Annotated in this window: 23 protein-coding genes (1 of these 23 only partly in view); 14 read left to right on the plus strand and 9 right to left on the minus strand. The window is 62.1% G+C overall.

Going from position 1 to position 20462, the window contains the following annotated elements; genetic code table 11:
• The 4 genes from MHI61_RS23510 to MHI61_RS23525 all read left to right on the plus strand — a co-directional run.
• Positions 1–701 carry the 3' portion of an ornithine cyclodeaminase family protein gene (locus tag MHI61_RS23510; protein WP_239790782.1) on the plus strand. Its footprint begins 247 nt before the window's first position, so the window shows 701 of its 948 coding nt (coding positions 248–948); the start codon falls outside the window, past its left edge; its stop codon occupies positions 699–701.
• Positions 698–3163: an ATP-dependent helicase HrpB gene (hrpB, locus tag MHI61_RS23515; RefSeq protein WP_239790783.1), complete on the plus strand. Its 2466-nt coding sequence runs from the start codon at positions 698–700 to the stop codon at positions 3161–3163. The genes MHI61_RS23510 and hrpB overlap by 4 nt, the downstream gene beginning before the upstream one ends.
• 22 nt (positions 3164–3185) lie before the next feature.
• Positions 3186–4496, plus strand: coding sequence for an ActS/PrrB/RegB family redox-sensitive histidine kinase (locus MHI61_RS23520; RefSeq protein ID WP_239790785.1), 1311 nt, complete (start codon positions 3186–3188; stop codon positions 4494–4496).
• A 70-nt stretch (positions 4497–4566) separates the two neighbouring features.
• Positions 4567–5145 (plus strand): ActR/PrrA/RegA family redox response regulator transcription factor, encoded by a 579-nt coding sequence (locus MHI61_RS23525; protein WP_097584093.1) that lies wholly within the window; start codon positions 4567–4569, stop codon positions 5143–5145.
• Between the two features lie 11 nt (positions 5146–5156).
• Here MHI61_RS23525 and MHI61_RS23530 read toward each other — a convergent pair whose 3' ends face one another.
• The gene (locus MHI61_RS23530; RefSeq protein ID WP_010029986.1) at positions 5157–5651 is read right to left on the minus strand and encodes an MmcB family DNA repair protein; all 495 of its coding nucleotides are present in this window, start codon (positions 5649–5651) and stop codon (positions 5157–5159) included.
• A gap of 179 nt (positions 5652–5830) precedes the next feature.
• On the opposite strand from MHI61_RS23530, the gene MHI61_RS23535 reads away from it, so the two are divergent.
• Positions 5831–6514, plus strand: a complete 684-nt coding sequence (locus tag MHI61_RS23535; RefSeq protein ID WP_239790787.1) for a L,D-transpeptidase — start codon at positions 5831–5833, stop codon at positions 6512–6514.
• A gap of 76 nt (positions 6515–6590) precedes the next feature.
• On the opposite strand, the gene MHI61_RS23540 is transcribed toward MHI61_RS23535, so the two are convergent.
• The 6 genes from MHI61_RS23540 to hslV all read right to left on the minus strand — a co-directional run bounded on the left by MHI61_RS23540 (position 6591) and on the right by hslV (position 13773).
• The gene (locus tag MHI61_RS23540) at positions 6591–8762 is read right to left on the minus strand and encodes a malate synthase G (RefSeq protein ID WP_239790789.1); all 2172 of its coding nucleotides are present in this window, start codon (positions 8760–8762) and stop codon (positions 6591–6593) included.
• Positions 8763–8847: 85 nt separating this feature from the next.
• Positions 8848–10260: a cytochrome P450 gene (locus MHI61_RS23545; protein WP_239790791.1), complete on the minus strand. Its 1413-nt coding sequence runs from the start codon at positions 10258–10260 to the stop codon at positions 8848–8850.
• A 47-nt stretch (positions 10261–10307) separates the two neighbouring features.
• The gene (locus MHI61_RS23550; protein WP_183840442.1) at positions 10308–11255 is read right to left on the minus strand and encodes a DUF1402 family protein; all 948 of its coding nucleotides are present in this window, start codon (positions 11253–11255) and stop codon (positions 10308–10310) included.
• A 188-nt stretch (positions 11256–11443) separates the two neighbouring features.
• A complete protein-coding gene (gene hslU, locus MHI61_RS23555; RefSeq protein ID WP_239790793.1) occupies positions 11444–12760 on the minus strand; it encodes an ATP-dependent protease ATPase subunit HslU in 1317 nt (438 codons plus the stop codon).
• Positions 12747–13259, minus strand: a complete 513-nt coding sequence (locus MHI61_RS23560) for a GNAT family N-acetyltransferase (protein ID WP_239790795.1) — start codon at positions 13257–13259, stop codon at positions 12747–12749. The genes hslU and MHI61_RS23560 overlap by 14 nt, the downstream gene beginning before the upstream one ends.
• The gene (gene hslV, locus MHI61_RS23565; protein ID WP_097605760.1) at positions 13246–13773 is read right to left on the minus strand and encodes an ATP-dependent protease subunit HslV; all 528 of its coding nucleotides are present in this window, start codon (positions 13771–13773) and stop codon (positions 13246–13248) included. Before hslV ends, MHI61_RS23560 begins: the two co-directional genes overlap by 14 nt.
• A gap of 175 nt (positions 13774–13948) precedes the next feature.
• On the opposite strand from hslV, the gene hisB reads away from it, so the two are divergent.
• The 9 genes from hisB to coaA are packed head-to-tail and all read left to right on the plus strand — an operon-like array spanning position 13949 to position 19379.
• The gene (hisB, locus tag MHI61_RS23570) at positions 13949–14557 is read left to right on the plus strand and encodes an imidazoleglycerol-phosphate dehydratase HisB (RefSeq protein ID WP_010033258.1); all 609 of its coding nucleotides are present in this window, start codon (positions 13949–13951) and stop codon (positions 14555–14557) included.
• A gap of 22 nt (positions 14558–14579) precedes the next feature.
• Positions 14580–15062, plus strand: coding sequence for a DUF2628 domain-containing protein (locus MHI61_RS23575; protein WP_239790797.1), 483 nt, complete (start codon positions 14580–14582; stop codon positions 15060–15062).
• Between the two features lie 2 nt (positions 15063–15064).
• Positions 15065–15715, plus strand: coding sequence for an imidazole glycerol phosphate synthase subunit HisH (hisH, locus tag MHI61_RS23580; protein ID WP_010033263.1), 651 nt, complete (start codon positions 15065–15067; stop codon positions 15713–15715).
• A gap of 51 nt (positions 15716–15766) precedes the next feature.
• Positions 15767–15949: a hypothetical protein gene (locus MHI61_RS23585; RefSeq protein ID WP_239790798.1), complete on the plus strand. Its 183-nt coding sequence runs from the start codon at positions 15767–15769 to the stop codon at positions 15947–15949.
• Positions 15946–16503, plus strand: a complete 558-nt coding sequence (locus MHI61_RS23590; protein WP_097584068.1) for a hypothetical protein — start codon at positions 15946–15948, stop codon at positions 16501–16503. Before MHI61_RS23585 ends, MHI61_RS23590 begins: the two co-directional genes overlap by 4 nt.
• A gap of 6 nt (positions 16504–16509) precedes the next feature.
• Entirely contained in the window at positions 16510–17256 is a 747-nt protein-coding gene (gene hisA / locus MHI61_RS23595) for a 1-(5-phosphoribosyl)-5-[(5-phosphoribosylamino)methylideneamino]imidazole-4-carboxamide isomerase (protein ID WP_097663617.1), read from the plus strand.
• Position 17257: 1 nt separating this feature from the next.
• Positions 17258–18046, plus strand: coding sequence for an imidazole glycerol phosphate synthase subunit HisF (hisF, locus tag MHI61_RS23600; RefSeq protein ID WP_183840425.1), 789 nt, complete (start codon positions 17258–17260; stop codon positions 18044–18046).
• Positions 18047–18063: 17 nt separating this feature from the next.
• Positions 18064–18387, plus strand: coding sequence for a phosphoribosyl-ATP diphosphatase (locus MHI61_RS23605; protein ID WP_010033281.1), 324 nt, complete (start codon positions 18064–18066; stop codon positions 18385–18387).
• The gene (coaA, locus tag MHI61_RS23610) at positions 18384–19379 is read left to right on the plus strand and encodes a type I pantothenate kinase (protein WP_239790800.1); all 996 of its coding nucleotides are present in this window, start codon (positions 18384–18386) and stop codon (positions 19377–19379) included. Before MHI61_RS23605 ends, coaA begins: the two co-directional genes overlap by 4 nt.
• A gap of 22 nt (positions 19380–19401) precedes the next feature.
• Here the strand turns inward: coaA and MHI61_RS23615 are convergent, their stop codons facing one another.
• Together MHI61_RS23615 and arfB are read right to left on the minus strand one after the other, a co-directional pair.
• Positions 19402–20013, minus strand: coding sequence for an alpha-ketoglutarate-dependent dioxygenase AlkB (locus MHI61_RS23615; RefSeq protein WP_183919592.1), 612 nt, complete (start codon positions 20011–20013; stop codon positions 19402–19404).
• A 1-nt stretch (position 20014) separates the two neighbouring features.
• A complete protein-coding gene (gene arfB, locus MHI61_RS23620; RefSeq protein ID WP_239790801.1) occupies positions 20015–20452 on the minus strand; it encodes an alternative ribosome rescue aminoacyl-tRNA hydrolase ArfB in 438 nt (145 codons plus the stop codon).
• Positions 20453–20462: the final 10 nt, after the last annotated feature.

Raw genomic sequence — 20462 nt, forward strand, 5'->3', positions numbered from 1 at the left:
GAACCTATCTTCTTTCCTCCGGCGCCACCGGCGAAATGCTGGCCGCCATCGACGGCGGCGAGCTGACCGCGCGGCGGACGGCGGCGGCATCAGCGCTGGCGGCACGTCATCTTGCCCGTTCCGACGCCGAGGAGCTGCTTGTCTGCGGCACCGGTCGACTGTCGCTCAATCTGATGCTTGCCCACGGCACGACCCGGCCGATCAAGAGGTACCGGGTCTGGGGTCGAAATGGGCAGGCTGCCGAAAAGATCGCGACCGAAGCACGGGCGCTCGGGCTGGATGCCGAGGCGGTCACCCATGTTGAAGCGGCAGCGCGAACGGCGGACATCATTTCCTGCGCCACGCTTTCCAGCGAGCCGCTGATTTCAGGCGAATGGCTGAAGCCCGGCGCCCATCTCGATCTCGTCGGCGCATTCAAGCCGAGCATGCGCGAAAGCGATGACGAGGCGATCCGCCGCGCCAGCGTCTATGTCGATACCCGTGCCGGCGCCATCAGCGAGGCGGGCGATATCGTCCAGCCGCTGAAAACCGGCGTGCTGAGGGAAAGCGACATCAGAGCGGAGCTTGCGGAACTTGTCAGCGGCGCCCATGGCGGGCGAAGCGATGAGACCGAAATCACGCTGTTCAAATCCGTCGGCGCGGCGCTGGAAGATCTCGCCGGCGCGATTCTTGCCTATGAAACGGTGACGGGCCGCAAGTGACGATCAGTCCTTCATTGCCGGAACTTCCGGTTTCACATGTCCTGCCGGCTATCGGTGCGGCGTTGGCCGAGCAGAAGCGTGCGGTTCTTTCGGCACCGCCCGGCGCCGGCAAAACGACCTTGGTGCCGCTTTACCTGCTCGAACAAGCCTGGCGCGGCGACGGCAGGATCATCCTGCTGGAACCGCGGCGGCTGGCGGCGCGGGCGGCGGCAAGCCGGATGGCGTCGCTGATCGGTCAACAGGTTGGCGGCACGGTCGGCTACCGCATGCGCCTCGACAACAGGATATCGGCGGCGACACGGATCGAGGTGGTGACGGAAGGGGTCTTTGCCCGGATGGTCCTCGATGATCCCGAACTCTCCGGCGTCTCGACCGTGATCTTCGACGAATTCCACGAGCGTTCGCTCGATGCCGATTTCGGGCTGGCGCTGGCGCTCGATGTCCAGTCCGCCCTGCGCGAGGATCTGCGCATCCTGGTGATGTCGGCGACGCTCGACGTTGAACGTGTGGCCGCCCTGCTCGACCATCCGCCTGTCATTGAAAGCCTGGGGCGCAGCTTTCCGATCGATGTGCGTTACCAGGATCGACCGGGCGGCGAGCGCGTCGAGGATGCCGTGACGCGGGCGATATTCGACGCACACGCCAATGAGGCCGGCTCGATCCTTGCTTTCCTGCCCGGTCAAGCGGAAATCACGCGAACCGCCGAACGCCTAGCAGGACGATTCGGACCCGAAACACTGATTGCGCCGCTCTACGGCAATCTCAGCCAGAAGGAGCAGGATGCGGCGATCCGCCCGGCACCTGACGGAACGCGCAAGATCGTGCTTGCGACGTCGATCGCCGAAACCTCGATCACCATCGATGGCGTCAGGATCGTGATCGACAGCGGGCTGCAGCGCCTGCCGGTATTCGAGGCGTCGACCGGAATTACCCGGCTGGAGACAGTGCGCGTGTCGCGAGCGTCCGCCGATCAGCGAGCCGGCCGCGCCGGGCGAACGGAACCGGGCATCGCCGTCAGGCTATGGCACCAGGGACAGACGGCGGCGCTGCCGGCCTTCACGCCGCCGCAGATCCTTTCGAGCGATCTTTCCGGGCTGGTGCTCGATCTCGCGCACTGGGGCGTTCAGGACCCGGCATCGCTCGCCTTTGTCGATCAGCCGCCGGAAACGACGCTTAAGGAAGCGCGGATGCTGCTTGGCCAGCTCGGCGCGCTCGACAAGGACGGAATGCTGACCGCACGCGGCAAGGTCATGCGCGATCTCGCCCTGCCGCCACGGCTTGCCGCGATGGTCGTATCGGCGGGCGAATCGGGGCATGCCCGGGATGCGGCATTAATCGCCGTGCTGCTGACCGAACAGGGGCTCGGTGGAACGAGCCTCGATATCGAGGACCGGCTGCGGCGCTTCAAGGCCGAGCGCGGCGAAAGAGCAGAGGCCTCGCGGCGGCTGGCCGGGCGATTGGCGAGCGGCCTAGACAGAGTTAATGCAGCGGCGCCGGCGCTTGCGGGCCAGCTGCTGCTGCATGCCTTTCCGGATCGGATCGCGCTCCAGCGCGGCGGGCGCGGCCGATTCGTGATGGCGAACGGTCGCGGCGCCGAGCTGCCGGAAACTGAGAGGCTGGCCGGCAGCCAGATGCTTGTCATCGCCGACCTGACCGGACGGGCGGCGCAGGCGCGAGTTTTGGCGGCAGCCGAGGTAACCCGCGGCGACGTCGAAGCCGAACTGCCGGGCGAGATCAAAACCGGCGATCAGATCTTCTTCGACCGGCAAAGCCGCCAAGTCAGGGCGCGGCGGGCAACCCGGCTCGGTGCGATCGTCTTCGACGAGACGCCTTTGCCACGCCCTTCAGGGGCGGCGGTCACCCAGGCGATGATGGAGGGGGTGCGCGAGCTCGGGCTCGATCAGCTTGCCTTCTCGAAGGAGGCCGTGCAGCTTCGCGAGCGGATCGGATTTCTTTACAGGACGATCGGCGATCCCTGGCCCGATGTCAGCGATGAGGCCCTGCTTTCCCGGCTGGACGACTGGTTCGGCCCATTTCAGGCGGAGGCCCGCGGCCTCTCCGAAATATCAGCGGCCGGGCTGTCGAACGGCCTGATGTCCCTGGTGCCGCACGAGTTGCAACGCGACCTTAGCCGGCTTGCGCCGACCCATTTCGAAGCGCCGACTGGCCAGAGGCATCCAATCCAATACGAAGGCGAGGAGCCGGTGCTGACGATCCGCGTGCAAGAGCTGTTCGGGCTCAAGCAGCACCCGGCGATTGCCGGAGGCCGCCTGCCGCTGCTGCTCGAACTCACCTCGCCGGCGCACCGGCCGATCCAGACGACACGCGACCTGCCGGGCTTCTGGGCCGGCTCATGGAAGGACGTGCGTGCCGAGATGCGGGGGCGCTACCCACGCCATCCCTGGCCGGAGCGGCCGGAAGAGGCATTGCCGACGACACGGGCAAAGCCGCGTGGTACATGAGGGCGACCAAGGAGCCCTCAGAATGATCGACAAGGCAGAAAGCCATACGATGGAGGATCGGCACAGCAGCCGCAGGCTGCGCCTGCAGACGCTGGTGCGGCTGCGCTGGCTTGCCGTCGGCGGGCAGGCGCTGACGGTTTTCATCGTAGCCTTCTGGCTGAAATTTCCCTTGCCGCTGATCGCCAGCTCTTCGCTGATTGCCGCTCTTGCCTGGGTGAATTTCTATCTGACGATCCGCTACCCGCCGACGCATCGGCTGGAACCGCCGGCCGCCTTTGCGCTGCTCGGCTTCGATCTTCTGCAGCTCTGCGCGCTGCTTTTCATCACCGGCGGTCTTGCCAATCCCTTCGCGGCCCTCGTCTGCGTGCCTGTTATCATCTCCTTTGCCTCGCAGCCGATCCGCTACAGCACCGCGCTGATCGGCGTCGCGATGGTCTGCATCACCGTGCTTGCCTTTTCGCCCTTTCCGCTGCCGTGGTTCGACGGGGCCGAGATCAATGTGCACAATGTCATGCAGTTCGGCGTCTGGTGCTCGATCGCCTCGACAATGGCGTTTGCCGCTTTCTACGCCTACCGCGTCTCGATGGAAGCGAGCCAGCTTGCCGATGCGCTAGCCGCGACCGAACTGGTGCTGCAGCGGGAAAAACACCTTTCACAGCTCGACGGACTGGCGGCGGCCGCCGCCCACGAACTCGGCACGCCGCTTGCGACGATCAGCGTTGTTGCCAAGGAAATGGAGCGGGAACTGAAGGACGACGATCGTTTCCGCGAGGACGTCATGCTGCTGCGCAGCCAGAGCGAACGCTGCCGTGACATTCTGCGGCGGCTGACGACGCTGTCTTCCGAAGACGAGGCGCATATGCGCCGGCTGCCGCTGTCCTCGATGATCGAGGAGATCGTTGCGCCGCACCGGGAATTCGGCATCGCGCTCGAGCTGATCGAAAAAAGCCCGCGTAAGAGCGAGCCGGTCACCGATCGCAATGCCGGGATCATGTACGGACTCGGCAACCTCATCGAGAATGCCGTCGACTATGCCAGGGAGAAAGTGACGATCACCGTCGAGCACGATCACGATAAGGTACTGATCGTCATCGAGGACGACGGCAACGGTTATTCACCCGACATCCTGACCCGGATCGGCGAGCCCTATGTGACCAGGCGACAGAAGGAAGACACGGCCGGGGGCCTCGGGCTCGGACTTTTCATCGCCAAGACGCTGCTGGAGCGCTCCGGCGCATCGCTGATTTTCGAGAACCGCGAGCCGGAGAGAGCCGGCGCGCGCATTCGCATCGAATGGCCGCGAATGCTGCTCGACGCAAATTCGACAAAATGACTTTATCGGCATAAGTAGAATGAAAAACGGTTGACCAAGATCGGGCGTTCAAGCGCCGGGACCTGAGACGATGACAGAACAGAATCATGGAAATTTGGCCGCGTCGGATGAAGACCATATCGGGCCCGACGCCAGCTTGCTGATCGTCGACGACGACGGGCCGTTCCTGCGCCGTCTCGCACGGGCGATGGAGACGCGCGGCTTTCAGGTGGAAACGGCTGAGTCCGTGGCGGAAGGCGTTGCGAAATCGAAAGGCAGGCCGCCGAAATATGCAGTGGTCGACCTCCGGCTCGGCGACGGCAACGGGCTCGACGTCATCGAAGCAATCCGCCAGCGGCGCGATGACACGCGAATCATCGTGCTCACCGGCTATGGCAATATCGCAACGGCGGTGACGGCCGTGAAACTCGGAGCCGTCGATTATCTGGCAAAACCCGCAGATGCCGACGACGTCTTTTCGGCGCTGACGCAGCGGCCGGGCGAAAAGGCCGAACTCCCCGAAAATCCGATGTCGGCCGACCGTGTGCGCTGGGAACACATTCAGCGGGTCTATGAAATGTGCGAGCGCAATGTTTCGGAAACGGCGCGCCGGCTCAACATGCACCGGCGGACGCTGCAGCGCATTCTCGCCAAACGGGCGCCGAAATAGGGAGGCATCCCTCAGACGTCGTCCACCGTGAACGGTTTTCCGTTCGCCCATTCGGCCATCATCAGCCTTTGCGCGGCGGCACGCGAGAAATTGAGTGTGACGGATTTGCGGGTGGCGGGCGCCATCCGATGTTCCGGCGCCTCGCGAATCATGTGGGCGCCATAGCCATCCGAGAGGAAGAGCCCGCACTCCTCGGGAAAGATATCGAGCGGCACGTCCTGGTGCGTGGCAAAGAACAGGCGGTCGCAATGCAGCCTGTATTCCGGCCATTTGCGATCGACCCGGAAATCTTCGATCGACGTCTTGATCTCGATGATCCAGACCTCGCCCTTTTCCGAAAGCGTGATCAGATCGGCGCGACGCCCGCTCGCCAGCGGCAGTTCGGGCAGCACGGCGTGGCGCATTTCATGCAGCAATATCTGCGTGCCCCTCCGCACCATCATGGCCCTGTCCGATTGCCGGCCATCGATTAACGGATTGTTATTGTAAACGCTCAAAATCGTCATGGATAACCATCGTGGGGCTGGGCAGGTTGTTGCAAAAAAACCATGCGCTTTTAATTTGCGCGGCGGACCATTTCGCCGCGCCGCAGCAGCCTTGCAAAGCGCAAGTTAATCGAAAATAAACCATAATCAACGATGGTCGAAAGACCGTTCTCCTTGCCGCAAAACTTCAAGAGTCATTCATGCGCTTCCGCAATGCATTCCCTGTATTTGGCCTGCTGGCGACGCTCGCTCTGGCCGGTTGCTCCACGACCTCAGACAGTGCCTCCGTCAACGACAAGGGCGCAGGCCCGACAGTCCAGACGGCGCAAATCTTCAATGACGCCTATGGCTTGACGAAGGATGCCGGATACTCCCTGCCGGCGATCCCGATCGACAGGGTCAAGCCGCAGTTCCGCCGCCAGGTCGTCAGCTACCAGACCACCGAGCGTCCGGGAACGATCATCGTCAACACGCGCGAGCGCTTCCTCTATTACATCCTCGCCAACGGCAAGGCGATGCGTTACGGCATCGGCGTCGGCAAGCAGGGCTTTGCATGGGCCGGCACCGCCTATGTCGCCTGGAAGCAGGAATGGCCGACCTGGCACCCGCCGAAGGAAATGGCTGAACGCCGCCCTGACGTCGCCAAATATGTCGAAGACGGCATGGGCCCGGGTCTCAGCAATCCGCTCGGCGCACGCGCCATGTATCTCTTCAACGAGGACGGCAAGGACACGCTGTTCCGCCTGCACGGCACGCCGGAATGGGCTTCGATCGGCACCGCCGCTTCCTCGGGCTGCATTCGCCTGATGAACCAGGACGTCATCGACCTCTACAGCCGCGTTCGTCCCGGCAAGGGCACGTCCAAGGTCATCGTCATTCAGTAGCGTAGAGACCGAATTCGGTATAAAAAAGGCCGCCGGACTGTCGTTCCGGCGGCCTTTATTATTCTCAGCTACACTCTCAACCAGCCTGCTTGGTCTTGAGCTCGAGGCGGCGGCGGTGAAGCACCGGCTCGGTATAGCCGTTCGGCTGCTCCCTGCCCTTCAACACCAGCTCGAGAGCGGCCTGGAAAGCGATCGACCCATCGAAATTGCCGGCCATCGGCCGATAGGCCGGGTCCTGCTCGTTCTGCCGGTCGACGACGGCGGCCATGCGCTTCATCGTTTCGACGATCTGAGCTTCGCTGACCACCTTGTGATGCAGCCAGTTCGCCATGTGCTGGGCCGAAATGCGCAAAGTGGCGCGATCCTCCATCAGGCCGACATTGTTGATGTCGGGCACCTTCGAGCAACCGACGCCCTGATCGACCCAGCGCACGACGTAGCCGAGGATGCCCTGGGCATTGTTGTCGAGTTCGCGCTGGATTTCCTCCTGAGACCAGTTCGGCCGCACCGCGACCGGCACCGAGAGAATGTCGGATAGTTTGGCGCGGGCGCGGTCCTTCAGTCCCTGCTGAACCTTGGCGACATTGACGCGGTGATAATGGGTGGCATGCAGGGTTGCGGCCGTCGGCGACGGGACCCAGGCGGTGTTGGCGCCGGCCTTGGGATGGGCGATCTTCTGCTCCAGCATCGCCGCCATCAGATCCGGCATCGCCCACATGCCCTTGCCGATCTGCGCATGGCCGGAAAGGCCGCACTCAAGGCCGATGTCGACATTCCAGTTCTCATAGGCCGATATCCAGGCGGCCTGACGCATGTCACCCTTGCGAATCATCGGGCCGGCTTCCATCGAGGTATGAATCTCGTCGCCGGTGCGATCGAGGAAGCCGGTATTGATGAAGACGACGCGCTCGCGGGCGGCGCGGATGCATTCCTTGAGATTGACCGTGGTACGGCGCTCCTCGTCCATAATGCCCATCTTGATGGTATTGCCAGGCAGGTGAAGCGCATCTTCGACCCGCGAGAAGACCTCAACGGCGAAGGCGACTTCCTCCGGGCCATGCATCTTCGGCTTGACCACATACATGGAGCCGGCGCGGGAATTCTTCCTGCGGCCGGCCGGGCCGATATCGTAGAGCGCGATCAGTCCGGTGATGACGGCATCCATGATGCCCTCGGGCACTTCGTTGCCGTCACGGTCGAGAATGGCCGGATTGGTCATGAGGTGGCCGACATTGCGCACCAGCATCAGCGAGCGGCGATGCAGCTCGAAGGCGGTCCCATCCGGACCTGTATATTCCAGATCGGGGTTGAGCTTGCGGATGAAGCTGGCGCCGCCCTTTGCGACCTCTTCCTGCAGATCGCCCTTCATCAGGCCGAGCCAGTTGCGGTAGGCGACGATCTTGTCCTCGGCGTCGACGGCGGCAATCGAATCCTCGCAGTCCATGATCGTGGTGATCGCCGATTCCAGCCAGACATCGGAAATATGGGCCGGATCGGTCTTGCCGATCGCCGTTGCCGCATCGATGACGATCTCGATGTGAATGCCGTTGTTCTTCAGGAGAAGATGCGTCGGAGTGGCGGCATCGCCGCGATAGCCGGCAAAATGCCCGCCGTCCCTCAGCGCCGCCTGCTCGCCATCGGTCGACCGGATGATGAGCGCTCCATCCCTGACGGCGAAGCTTGCGACATCCTTCCAGTGGCTGTCCTGCAGCGGCACCGATGCATCGAGAAAATCGCGCACCCAGGCGATGACCTTCTCGCCGCGCTTCGGGTTGTATCCCCTGCCCTTTTCGGCGCCGTCGCTCTCGGGAATAGCGTCCGTGCCGTAGAGCGCATCATAGAGCGAACCCCAGCGGGCATTGGCGGCGTTGAGGGCATAACGCGCGTTCATGACGGGAACGACGAGCTGCGGACCGGCGATCGAGGCGATCTCGGGATCGACATTCTGGGTCGAAACCTGGAAATCGGACCCCTCGGGCAGGAGATAACCGATTGCGCGCAGGAAGGACTGGTAATCGTCCATATCGGTCGGAGCGCCGTGCTGGCGATACCAGTCGTCGATCTTGAGCTGCAGTTCGTCGCGCTTCTTCAACAGCGCCCGATTCCTGGGGGCGAGATCATGGACGATCGCCGAAAAATCGGCAAAGAACTTGTCCGCATCGATCGCCAGACCGGGCAGAACTTCCTGGACGAGGAAATCATGAAGGACGGCTTCGACGGCAAGACCGTTCTTATCAATGCGGCTCATGCGACATTCTCCCTGGCAACGACTTTGAATGCTGCCACTTTGCCCGGCTTTCATTCACAGTCAATTCCGCAATAATTCGAAAGATTTATGCCGCACGGGAAATTATGCGCGGCCACACGCGCATCGGCAGTCCGTTCTGCGGCTGCGTCGTCAGCTTCTGCACCGGCCAGGGGTTGGTCGCTTCCGTCTGGTCGAAGCGGAAACGGTGCATCATGACGGCAAGCGCGATCACCGCCTCCTGTAATGCGAAAGTCGCGCCGATGCAGACGCGCGGGCCGGCGCCGAACGGCAGGAATTGGAAACGGCCGATGCTGCCGCGATTTTCGGGAAAGAAGCGTTCAGGCATATAGGCGCGCGGCTTGTCCCAATAGAGCTCGTGACGGTGCAGCGTCCAAGGCATGATGAGCACGGTGATGTCGGCCGGTATCTCGACCCTTTCGCCCTTCGCATTGATCCAGACGTCATCGGCGATCGCGGCGCGATTGATCGAAGGCGCGGGCGGATAGAGCCGCAGCGCCTCCTCGAACGCGGCCCGCGTCACCGGCATCAGATCCAGCCATTCGACCGGGTCGGCGCCGGTTGCCAGAACAGTGTCGATCTCCGTTTCCATGGCTTCGCGAATATGCGGACTGTTTGCGACGCAATAAAGGGTCCAGGCCAGCGCCCGCGCAGTCGTTTCGTGGCCGGCGCCGATGAAGGTCAGGATATTGTCCTCGATCTCCTCCTTGGTCAGGCCGTCGGGACCGCCCTGTTCGAGAAGCAGGGTCAGAAAATCGTCCGGTGCCGCGGCGCGGTCAGCCTTCATCTTCGCAAGCCGCATGTCCATGGTAGCGCGCACGATCGCCCTGAATTTCTCCAGCACCTTCTGGCCACCGATACGGGTGAGCCGCGGCACCCAGGAGGGGGCGCGCAACAGGTCCATCGGATCGACGCGGCCCATGCGGTGGAGAAGTTCGTTGACGTCGTCGGCAAAATGGCCGCTGGAGGAGACGATCTCGCCGGTGAAAAGCGTTTCGGCAAGAATCGTAAAGGTGAGATCGGTCATGTCGGCGGCGATGTCGAAGACCTGACCAGCCGGACCGGCGCCCTCGTATTTGCGGACGTATTCTTCGGATTGGCGCAGCATCTGGCCGGCGAAACCTTTGGCATGGCGCGGTGTGAACACGGGCGCGATCGCCTTTCGCGACCGCTTCCAGACCTGGCCTTCCGCCGTCAACAGGCCATCCCGCAGGATCGGCCGCAGCACCAGCTGGCGAATGTCAGACATGCGATAATTCGCTGCATTGTCGACCAGCACATGCTTGATCAGGCCGGGATCGTTGACGATCAGCGTGTGTTGACCGAAGAAACTCGTCCTGATCCAGGGCAGCGTGTAGGACGGCTCGCCCCACAGCTCGAGCGGATTGCGCAGGATGATGCGGATGATCTCAAGCCGGCTCGGCGGCACGGTGCGCGGCAGCGGCGCCGGCGGAACGAAGGGATCAGGACGCATGTCCATCGGAAAAGCCTTTCGGGGAAGATCAACGCTTCCCGTCAGGCTTGAAGCTAGAGCAGGCCCTTGAGTTCGTCCAGCTTGTCGTTGATCAGCCAGCCGTAATAATTCTCTTCGGGCCAGACGGTCGCCCCGGAAGAACGGTTTTTCGCAGCAAGTGCCGCGGCGCGCTGGCGCGAATTGCCGACATTATAAAGCGTCGCCGTCAGGCCGGGATTGCCCGAGATATCCATGCCGGCAATCTCCTTGTAGTCGTCGATCGACCTGCGGATGGAAGCGGCAACGAAGGCGAGCGAGATATCGGGGTCCATGATCGCCCTGTAAACGGCGCCGGCATTCTTCTCGTTCAGCTTCGGATAACCCGACACGCGACTGACGAGATCGGAGAGCATCAGCGCCGTCAACGGATTGACCTGGCCAAGGCCGAAAGTCTGGCCGGCATAAAAGGGCTGAAAGAAGACCGCGCTGAAGCGGTTGTTGGGGAAGCTCTGGCCGCCGACCGTCTTGCCGCGGAAATCGCTTTCCCAAACATCTTCCCGGCAGGACCAGAGCGTGTAGGAATCGCTCTTGCCCTTGCACTGAGCAAATTGCGGCCGCGCCACGAAATCATCGACATTTTCGCCGTCATAGGCGAAGCGGAAGCTTTCTCCGGCATATGAGGCGGCCTTGACGTAATAGGCCTGCAGCCGGTCGTAGGCATCGACATTATAGGTGTGTTCGCCGACGATGGCGCCGACGACATGGATGGGATTGATGCCGTAAGCGCTCGAGACCTTGCGGATTTTGGCCATCAGCTCGCGATCGGTCGCCAGAAGCTCATGGACCTTCTCGTATTTCAGATCGAAGCTGCTCTTGGTGCCCTTGGTGCGGCGAACGGAAGCGCCCGGAATATCGGGCTGCTCGACGTGACGGTTGCCCGCCGGAACGGTCTGCATGGCGAAGGCCGGCGCCGAATTCACCAGGGCAGCGGCAATCAAAAGGCTTGTCAAAAGGCGTCGCACGATCCGCTATCCCGTCCGTTCATCGTCCTGCTTGCGATGCGGCTGACTGGACCAGAATCTTGGCCGAATAAAGCCGCAGCGGAAAACAAAACGGGCCTTCACTAGAAAGTAAAAGGCCCGCTGTCGAGAGTGGAGTTCGTTACAATGCGGCATTCACATCGGCAAAGACATGCACCGGTGCGCCGAGATCACAGAATGAAGCGCGAGAGGTCGGTATTCTGCGCGAGATCGCCGACATGTTCACGCACATAGGCGGCATCGATGGTGATGGCCGTGCCGCCGCGATCCGGGGCGTTGTAGGAAATATCGTCCAGAACCCGCTCCATTACCGTCTGCAGGCGGCGCGCGCCGATATTCTCGACGGAGGAGTTCAAATGCACCGCGACATCGGCCAGCGCATCGATTGCGTCGTCGGTGAAATCCAGACTCAGGCTTTCGGTTTCCATCAGCGCGCGATACTGGCGGATGAGGCTCGCTTCCGTCTCGGTCAGGATCCGGCGGAAATCCTCCTTGTTCAGCGCCCGCAACTCGACGCGAATCGGCAGGCGGCCCTGCAGTTCCGGGAGAAGATCCGAAGGCTTGGAGACATGGAAGGCGCCGGAGGCGATGAACAGGATATGGTCGGTCTTCACAGGCCCGTATTTGGTCGACACGGTCGTGCCTTCGACGAGCGGCAGCAGGTCGCGCTGCACGCCTTCGCGCGAAACGCCGGCGCCCATCCCGCCGTCGCGGGCGGCGATTTTGTCGATTTCGTCGAGGAAGACGATACCGTCATTCTCGGTCGAACGAACGGCCTCGCGCTGGATCACCTCATTGTCGATCAGCTTGTCGGATTCGTCGCGGATCAGATCGGTATAGGAGGCCTTGACCGTGGTGCGGACCTTCTTGGTGCGCCCGCCCATTGCCTTGCCGAACATTTCCGACAGATTGAGCACGCCGATATTGGCGCCCGGCATGCCGGGGATCTCGAAGCCGCCCATGCCGGAACCGGTATCGGCCACTTCGATGTCGATTTCCTTGTCGTCGAGTTCGCCGTCCCTCAGCTTCTTGCGGAAGTTTTCGCGGGTGGCGGGCGAAGCGGTGGTGCCGACCAGCGCATCGAGGACACGCTCCTCGGCGCTCACATGCGCTTTGGCCTGGACCTCGGCCCGCTTCTTTTCGCGCACTAGGCCGATGCCGACCTCGACCAGGTCGCGGATGATCTGCTCGACATCGCGGCCGACATAGCCGACCTCGGTGAATTTGGTCGCCTCCACCTTGATGAAGGGCGCGCCGGCGAGTTTTGCCAGGCGGCGGGAGATCTCGGTCTTGCCGACACCGGTCGGGCCGATCATCAGGATGTTCTTCGGCATGACTTCGTCGCGCAGGCTCGGGTCGAGCTGCTGGCGGCGCCAGCGATTGCGCAGCGCAATCGCAACGGCGCGTTTGGCGTCATGCTGGCCGATGATGTAGCGATCGAGTTCGGAAACGATCTCGCGGGGGAAAAGGTGGTCATTGCGTATCATTCTCCTGGCGGTCCAGGGCCATCAACAGCGCCCGGCCGTAATTAGTCGTTGTTTCGCCAAGTCCTTGAAAGCCCGCCTTGGTATAGGCTCTGATTGCGAAAACATTGTCAGGATGCGGATCGACGAGGATCCGCTGCGCGCCTTTTGCAAAGAGCATATCGCAGAACCCTATCATAAAGGCCGGTCCGTGACCCTTGCCAACGAGTTCCTCTATGCCGATGAACTGGTCGATGCCGTAGGTGCCCTTCGGCTGGCCGGCGAGGGCTTCATCGTCCTCGTCGTCGAGATTGGCCGCCTGGATAAAGGCGAAGTCCTTTCCATTCAGCGTGACGATGAAGCAAGAGACGGAGGCCGTATCGATGTGCTCTTCCATTGAAGCCAGCGCCTCGGCCGGATCGCGCCACCAGCGCCTGACATGTCGGCTTTCCAGCCATTTGGCGAGGAGCGGCAGATCAGCCACGGCAAGCGGCCGGAAGGCATAGGGTTCAGCCTTCGGCATCCAGCACTTCCATCACGACATTATGGTTCGTGTAGACGCAGATGTCGGCCGCGATATCGAGGGCGCGGCGGGCAATCTCTTCGGCCGATTTGTCGGTATCCATGAGTGCCAGGGCAGCCGCGAGGGCAAAATTGCCGCCCGAACCGATCGCCGTCGTGCCGTGTTCCGGCTCCAGCACGTCGCCGTTGCCGGTGATCGCGAGCGTAATCGACTTGTCGGCGACGAGCATCATGGCTTCGAGATTACGCAGGTATTTGTCGGTGCGCCAGTCCTTGGCGAGCTCGACAGCGGCGCGCATCAGCTGGCCGGGATATTGCTCCAGCTTCTTTTCAAGCCTTTCGAGCAGGGTGAAGGCATCGGCGGTGGCGCCTGCAAAACCGGCGATCACTTCGCCCTTGCCGATGCGGCGCACCTTGCGGGCATTGCCCTTCATCACGGTCTGGCCGAGGCTCACCTGGCCGTCGCCCGCCATCACCACCTTGCCGCCTTTTCGAACAGTAATGATCGTTGTCATAAAACACCTGTCTGCCCATGACGCGGGCTTTTACCTCGACCGCACATCGGCCTTGTTGAGCCCTATGTAAGCAGGCCGGAGCCGATTGCAAATGGGCCGGCTTTTCTCTTCCCCGGCTTCTGGATATTTGCCGATGCGCCTGATAAGGAACGGCCTTATTCCGATGGAGGGCCAAATGGCCGAGACCGCAGCAAGCCGTACGGGCAGCGTTTCCCGCAAGACCAACGAGACCTCGATTTCCGTTTCCGTCAATCTCGACGGCACCGGCAAATCGAAGATTTCGACCGGCGTCGGCTTCTTCGACCATATGCTCGACCAGCTTTCGCGGCATTCCCTCATCGACATGGAAATCGACGCCAAGGGCGACCTGCATATCGACGACCATCATACGGTCGAGGATACCGGCATTGCGATCGGCCAGGCGATCTCCAAGGCGCTCGGCGACCGGCGCGGCATCACCCGCTATGCCTCGATCGATCTTGCCATGGACGAGACGATGACCAAGGCAGCGGTCGATCTTTCCGGCCGGCCGTTCCTCGTCTGGAACGTCGCCTTCAGCGCGCCGAAGATCGGCACCTTCGACACCGAACTCGTTCGCGAATTCTTCCAGGCGCTCGCCCAGAATGCCGGCATCACCTTGCATATTCTCAACCATTATGGTGCCAACAACCACCATATTGCCGAGACTTGCTTCAAGGCCGTCGCCCGGGCATTGCGCACGGCGACAGAGATCGATCCGAGACAGGCGGGCCGTGTTCCCTCAACCAAGGGCACGCTCGTCTGAGCCTCTCAAAGGAGCGGCGACAATGACATCCAGCTATATTTTTCTGACGCCGCCCGGCAGCGCAGGCACTCGCCTTGACGAGACGCGGGTGATCCGCGACGGCTTCACATGGCTCGGTTTGCTGTTTCCATGGGTCTGGCTGCTGGTCCATCGGCTGTGGCTATACGCGGCAGCGGCCTTTCTGGTGCAGGCAATCGGCGGTGCGCTGATGGACCAACCGGGTTTCTGGCCGGCGGGAGCGGCAATCACGCTGGGCGTGAACCTGCTGGTCGGTCTCGAGGGCCAGAACCTCCGTATTCGCAATCTCGCCGGCCGCGGCTGGAACGAAGACGCACTCATTGCGGCCGATACGATCGGCATTGCCGAAGACGTGTACTTCTCCGACAAGGCGGTCCAGGCCGATACTGACGCCGCCGTGCCGGGCTGGGAGAACAAGACCCGACCGAACAGCCCGCATGGCCAGGCGACATCGCTTGGTCTCTTTGGTTTTGATGGAGGACGCTGACGATGCGCGTCGCAATTATCGACTATGGTTCCGGCAATCTGCGCTCGGCCACCAAGGCTTTTGAGCGGGCCGCGCGCGAGGCGGGCATCGATGCGCAGATCGATCTCACCGACAAAGCGGAAAATGTTGCCGCCGCCGATCGCATCGTGCTTCCTGGTGTCGGCGCCTATGCCGATTGCCGGCGCGGCCTCGATGCCGTGCCCGGCATGGCCGAGGTGTTGATCGAGGCTGTCGAAAAGAGGGCGCGGCCGTTCCTCGGCATCTGCGTCGGCATGCAGCTCATGTCCTCGCGCGGCCTCGAGAAGACGGTGACGCACGGCTTCGGCTGGATCCCCGGTGATGTCATCGAGATGACGCCTGACGATCCCGCGCTGAAAATTCCGCAGATCGGCTGGAACACGCTCGACCTGAAGCGCGAACATCCGCTGTTCGACGGCATTCCAACGGGCTCCGAGGGCTTGCACGCCTATTTCGTGCATTCCTACCATCTTGCCGCCGAAAATGCCGACGACGTCATTGCGACGGTCGATTATGGTGGGCCGATGACGGCTCTCGTCGGGCGCGACAACATGGTGGGCGCTCAGTTTCACCCGGAAAAGAGCCAGAAGCTTGGCCTCGCCCTGATCGCCAATTTCCTGCGCTGGAACCCGTAATACCGCCGCCTTATTTTCCCTTTATGAAACACGGGAACAGGAGTGCGCTCGATGCCGGCTTCGCGGAAATCAGGCAAGGTGTTCTATATGCTGAGACCCTCCAGAGAGGAGCTGCCGCCCTTCTCGGACATCCGGCTTCCCGATGGAACGATCATCCGCCGTGTCGATGAGGCCATTCACCGGAGAGCGCTTTCCAATGCGGCCAAGTCGTTGACAGAAAGGGTGGACCGATGATCCATGAATTCCTTGCCGGCAACGAGAATTCGCAGCTGCGCGCCAACGGCATCAACGCCGGCGACATCACGGAAGCCGTGCTGGAATTTTATATCGAAGGCGAGGACGATCTGATCGGCCTGCTTGCCTATGCCCTTTATGAGCGGCAGAAGCGCGACTTCGTGCTCAGCTACCGCAAGCGCAATGCCGGCCGTTCGCCCAACGAGGCCGAGCTTGCCGCCGTCTCCGGCAATTATCTCTCGACCGACCTGCGCAATACGCTACGCGACCGCGCCTCGCAGATCCTTGCAAGTTATGCCGAAACCTATGTGGAGGCGATGGAGCCGGAGATCCGGCTCGCCGCCGTCAACAGCCAGGCGCTGCGGGAGGTGCGCGACATCGAGAAATCGATGAAGCGGCGCCTCGGCTTCTGGCGCCAGGTTCGCGCCGGTTTGACCGTCACCCTGCTGCTTCTTCTGCTTTTCGGCGCGGCCACCATTGCCGCTGTCTTTTTCCGCTCGGATATCGTAGATGCGTGGAATGCGCTGATGGTATCGACCACTTTACGGACGTAAGACGACATGATCCTTTTTCCCGCGATCGATCTGAAGGGCGGCCAATGCGTCCGCCTGAAGCTCGGCGACATGCAGCAGGCGACGGTCTACAACACCGATCCGGCCGCCCAGGCGAAATCCTTCGAAGACCAGGGTTTCGAATGGCTGCATGTGGTCGATCTCGACGGCGCCTTTGCGGGACATTCGGCCAATGGCGAGGCCGTCGAAGCGATCCTCAGGGCGACGAAGAATCCGGTGCAGCTCGGCGGCGGCATCCGCACGCTCGATCATATCGAGGCGTGGCTCGCGCGCGGGCTGCGGCGCGTCATTCTCGGCACGGTGGCGGTCAGAAATCCTGATCTGGTCATCGAGGCCTGCCGGAAATTTCCCGGTCACGTCGCCGTCGGCATCGACGCCAAGGGCGGCAAGGTAGCCGTCGAAGGCTGGGCTGAGGCTTCCGAACTCGGCGTCATCGAGCTCGCTCAGAAATTCGAAGGCGTGGGCGTCGCCGCGATCATCTACACCGATATCGACCGCGACGGCATCCTTGCCGGCATCAACTGGGCTTCGACGCTGGAACTTGCCGGTGCCGTCTCCATTCCCGTCATCGCCTCTGGCGGTCTTGCCTCGCTCGACGACGTCAGACGCATGCTGGAACCCGATGCACGCAAGCTCGAAGGCGCGATTTCGGGCCGGGCGCTTTATGACGGCCGGATCGACCCCAGGCAAGCGCTGGCGCTGATCAAGGCCAGCAGGGCCAAGGAGACCGCTTAAATTGACCCTCAAGGCCCGTGTCATCCCCTGCCTCGACGTCAAGGACGGCCGCGTCGTCAAGGGCGTCAACTTCCTCAATCTCGTTGATGCCGGCGATCCCGTCGAAGCGGCGAAAGCCTATGATGCGGCCGGCGCCGACGAACTCTGCTTCCTCGACATCACCGCTTCATCGGACAATCGCGAAACGATCTTCGATGTCGTGTCGCGCACGGCCGACCAGTGCTTCATGCCGCTGACGGTCGGCGGCGGGGTGCGCACCATCGCCGATATCCGCAGGCTGCTGCTCTGCGGCGCCGACAAGGTCTCGATCAACTCGGCCGCGGTCAGCAATCCCGACTTCGTCGCCGAGGCAGCCGACAAGTTCGGCGACCAGTGCATCGTCGTCTCGATCGACGCCAAGCGCAGGCTCACACAGGCGGTCGGCGGCGACAATCTCAGCGCCTGGGAAATCTATACGCATGGCGGCCGCAACGCGACCGGCATCGACGCCGTCGAATTCGCCCAGAAGATGGTGGCGCGCGGCGCGGGAGAACTCTTGGTCACCTCGATGGACCGCGACGGCACCAAGGTCGGCTACGACCTGGAACTGACCCGGGCGATCGCCGACGCGGTGCGCGTGCCCGTCATTGCCTCGGGTGGTGTCGGCGACCTCGACGACCTCGTCGCCGGGGTGAAGGAAGGTCACGCCAATGCCGTGCTCGCCGCCTCGATCTTCCACTTCGGCACCTATTCCGTCAGCGAGGCGAAACACTATATGTCGAAGTGCGGCATCGACATGCGTCTCGACTGAGGCTTGAAAGCGGACATATGAGCGGATTTTCCCTTGCCGATCTCGAAAGGATCGTTGAAGAGCGATCGAAGGCCTCGCCGGACCAGTCCTGGACGGCGAAACTCGTGGCCGGCGGCCAGCCGAAAGCGGCAAAGAAGCTTGGCGAGGAGGCGATCGAAGCCGTGATGGCGGCGGCGACCGGCGACCGCGACAATCTGACCTATGAAGCCGCCGACGTGCTCTATCACCTATTGGTCGTATTGAAGATTGCTGAAATACCGTTAGAGAATGTCATGGCCGAACTCGAGCGCAGAACCGCGCAGTCCGGTCTCAAGGAAAAGGCCAATCGGCAGAGTTCATGAGTATCGCGACTGAGATCATCGGGGTGCCGGAAACATTGGATCACTTCCAGTCCGAATCCTATTCGCCCTACCACTTCTTCTCTTCCGAACAATGGGCGAAGTTCCGCGCGGACACGCCACTGACGCTGGCCAGCGACGAGGTCAAGCGGCTGCGTTCGATGGGCGACCCGATCGATCTCGACGAGGTCAGGCGCATCTATCTGTCGCTGTCGCGGCTGCTGTCGGCGCATGTCGAATCCTCGCAAATGCTGTTCGAACAGCGCAACCGCTTCCTGAGCCTGTCCGACGTGACGAAAACGCCCTTCGTCATCGGCATCGCCGGCTCGGTCGCGGTCGGAAAATCGACCACGGCCCGTATCCTCAAGGAACTGCTGGGGCGCTGGCCCTCCAGTCCGAAGGTCGATCTTATCACCACCGACGGCTTCCTGCATCCGAACGCCGTGCTGCAGCGGGAAAAGCTGATGCAGCGCAAGGGTTTTCCGGAAAGCTACGACACGGCGGCGATCCTGCGCTTCCTCTCGGCGATCAAGGCCGGCCGACCGGACGTGCAGGCGCCCTGCTATTCGCATCTCGTCTATGACGTGCTGCCGGACGAGTACAAAATCGTCGACCGGCCCGACATCCTGATCTTCGAAGGCATCAATGTGCTGCAATCGCGCGACCTGCCGGCCGATGGCAAGATTGTGCCGATGGTGTCCGACTTCTTCGACTTCTCGATCTATATCGATGCCGCGGAAGACCAGATTCATAACTGGTACGTCACGCGCTTCATGCGGCTGCGGGAGACCGCCTTCCGCGATCCGAACTCTTACTTCCATCGCTATGCCTCGATCAGCGATGCGGAAGCTCTCGATATCGCCGCGGATCTGTGGACGAACATCAACCTGAAGAACCTGCGCCAGAACATCCTGCCGACACGGCCACGCGCCGATCTCATCCTCAAAAAGGGGAAGGATCACCTGATCGAACAGGTGGCGCTGCGAAAATTGTAGCAGGCGATCTCGACTATCCGTCTCAGGGATTGACGCGGCGCAGCGTCAGATTGATGCGGCCGCCATTCTTCAACAGCGTCGATGTTGCCGGATGAATCCGGTCGACGCCGTGGAAACACAGCCTTCCCTCGCCGCCCAATACGACCAGATCACCGCTCGACAGTTTAAAAGATAGCGTGCGATCGTTGCGGCTCAGACCGCCGACGCGAAAGAGGCAGCTATTGCCGAGCGAGATCGAGACGACAGGCGCCTGCAGATTGCGCTCGTCCTTATCTTGATGCAGGCCCATGCGCGCGTCGTCGGAATAGAAGTTGACGAGGCAGGCTTCCGGCGGTTTTTCATAACCCGACACGTCATTCCAGATCTCGAGCAACGACTGCGGCATATCAGGCCAGGGCCTGCCGGTGACAGGATGCGTCGGCTGGTAGCGATAGCCGCGCTCCTTGTCCGTCACCCAGCCGAGCGGCCCGCAATTGGTCATGCGCACCGACATCGGCTTGCCGGTGCCCGGCATGGCGGGCACGAAAAGCGGCGCCTCGGCGACCACGGCACGGATCACCTCGACCAGCGCTTCCTGACGCGACCGGTCGAGATATTCAGGCAGATGGCGGACGCCGTTCGACAGTTCGGGCATGTCAGTCGCCGCCACCGGGACGGCCGCGCATTTTCTTGACTTCCGAGCGGCCGGATTTTTCCTTCAGACGGCGTTCGACCGAACCTTTGGTCGGCTTGGTCTTCTTGCGCGGCGGCGGCGGCGGCCTGGCGGCCTCCAGAATCAGTTCCTTCAGCCGTTCGCGCGCGTCCTCACGGTTGCGATCCTGGCTGCGAAAGCGGCTTGCCTCGATCATCAGCACGCCGTCCTTCGACAGGCGCCGGCCGGCAAGCCTGATCGCATTGGCCTTGACGCGGTCATTAAGCGAAGGCGAATTCGCGACGTTGAAAAACAGCTGGACCGCCGTCGAAACCTTGTTGACGTTCTGACCGCCGGGGCCGCCTGCCAGAACGAACTGTTCCGTCAGCTCCCATCCTGAGATGGTGATCCTGTCATCAATATAGAGCGCGTCGCTGGCCATGTGGCGTTCT

It is taken from the genome of Rhizobium sp. K102 (genome assembly GCF_022385315.1).
Taxonomy (GTDB): Bacteria; Pseudomonadota; Alphaproteobacteria; order Rhizobiales; family Rhizobiaceae; genus Rhizobium; species Rhizobium croatiense.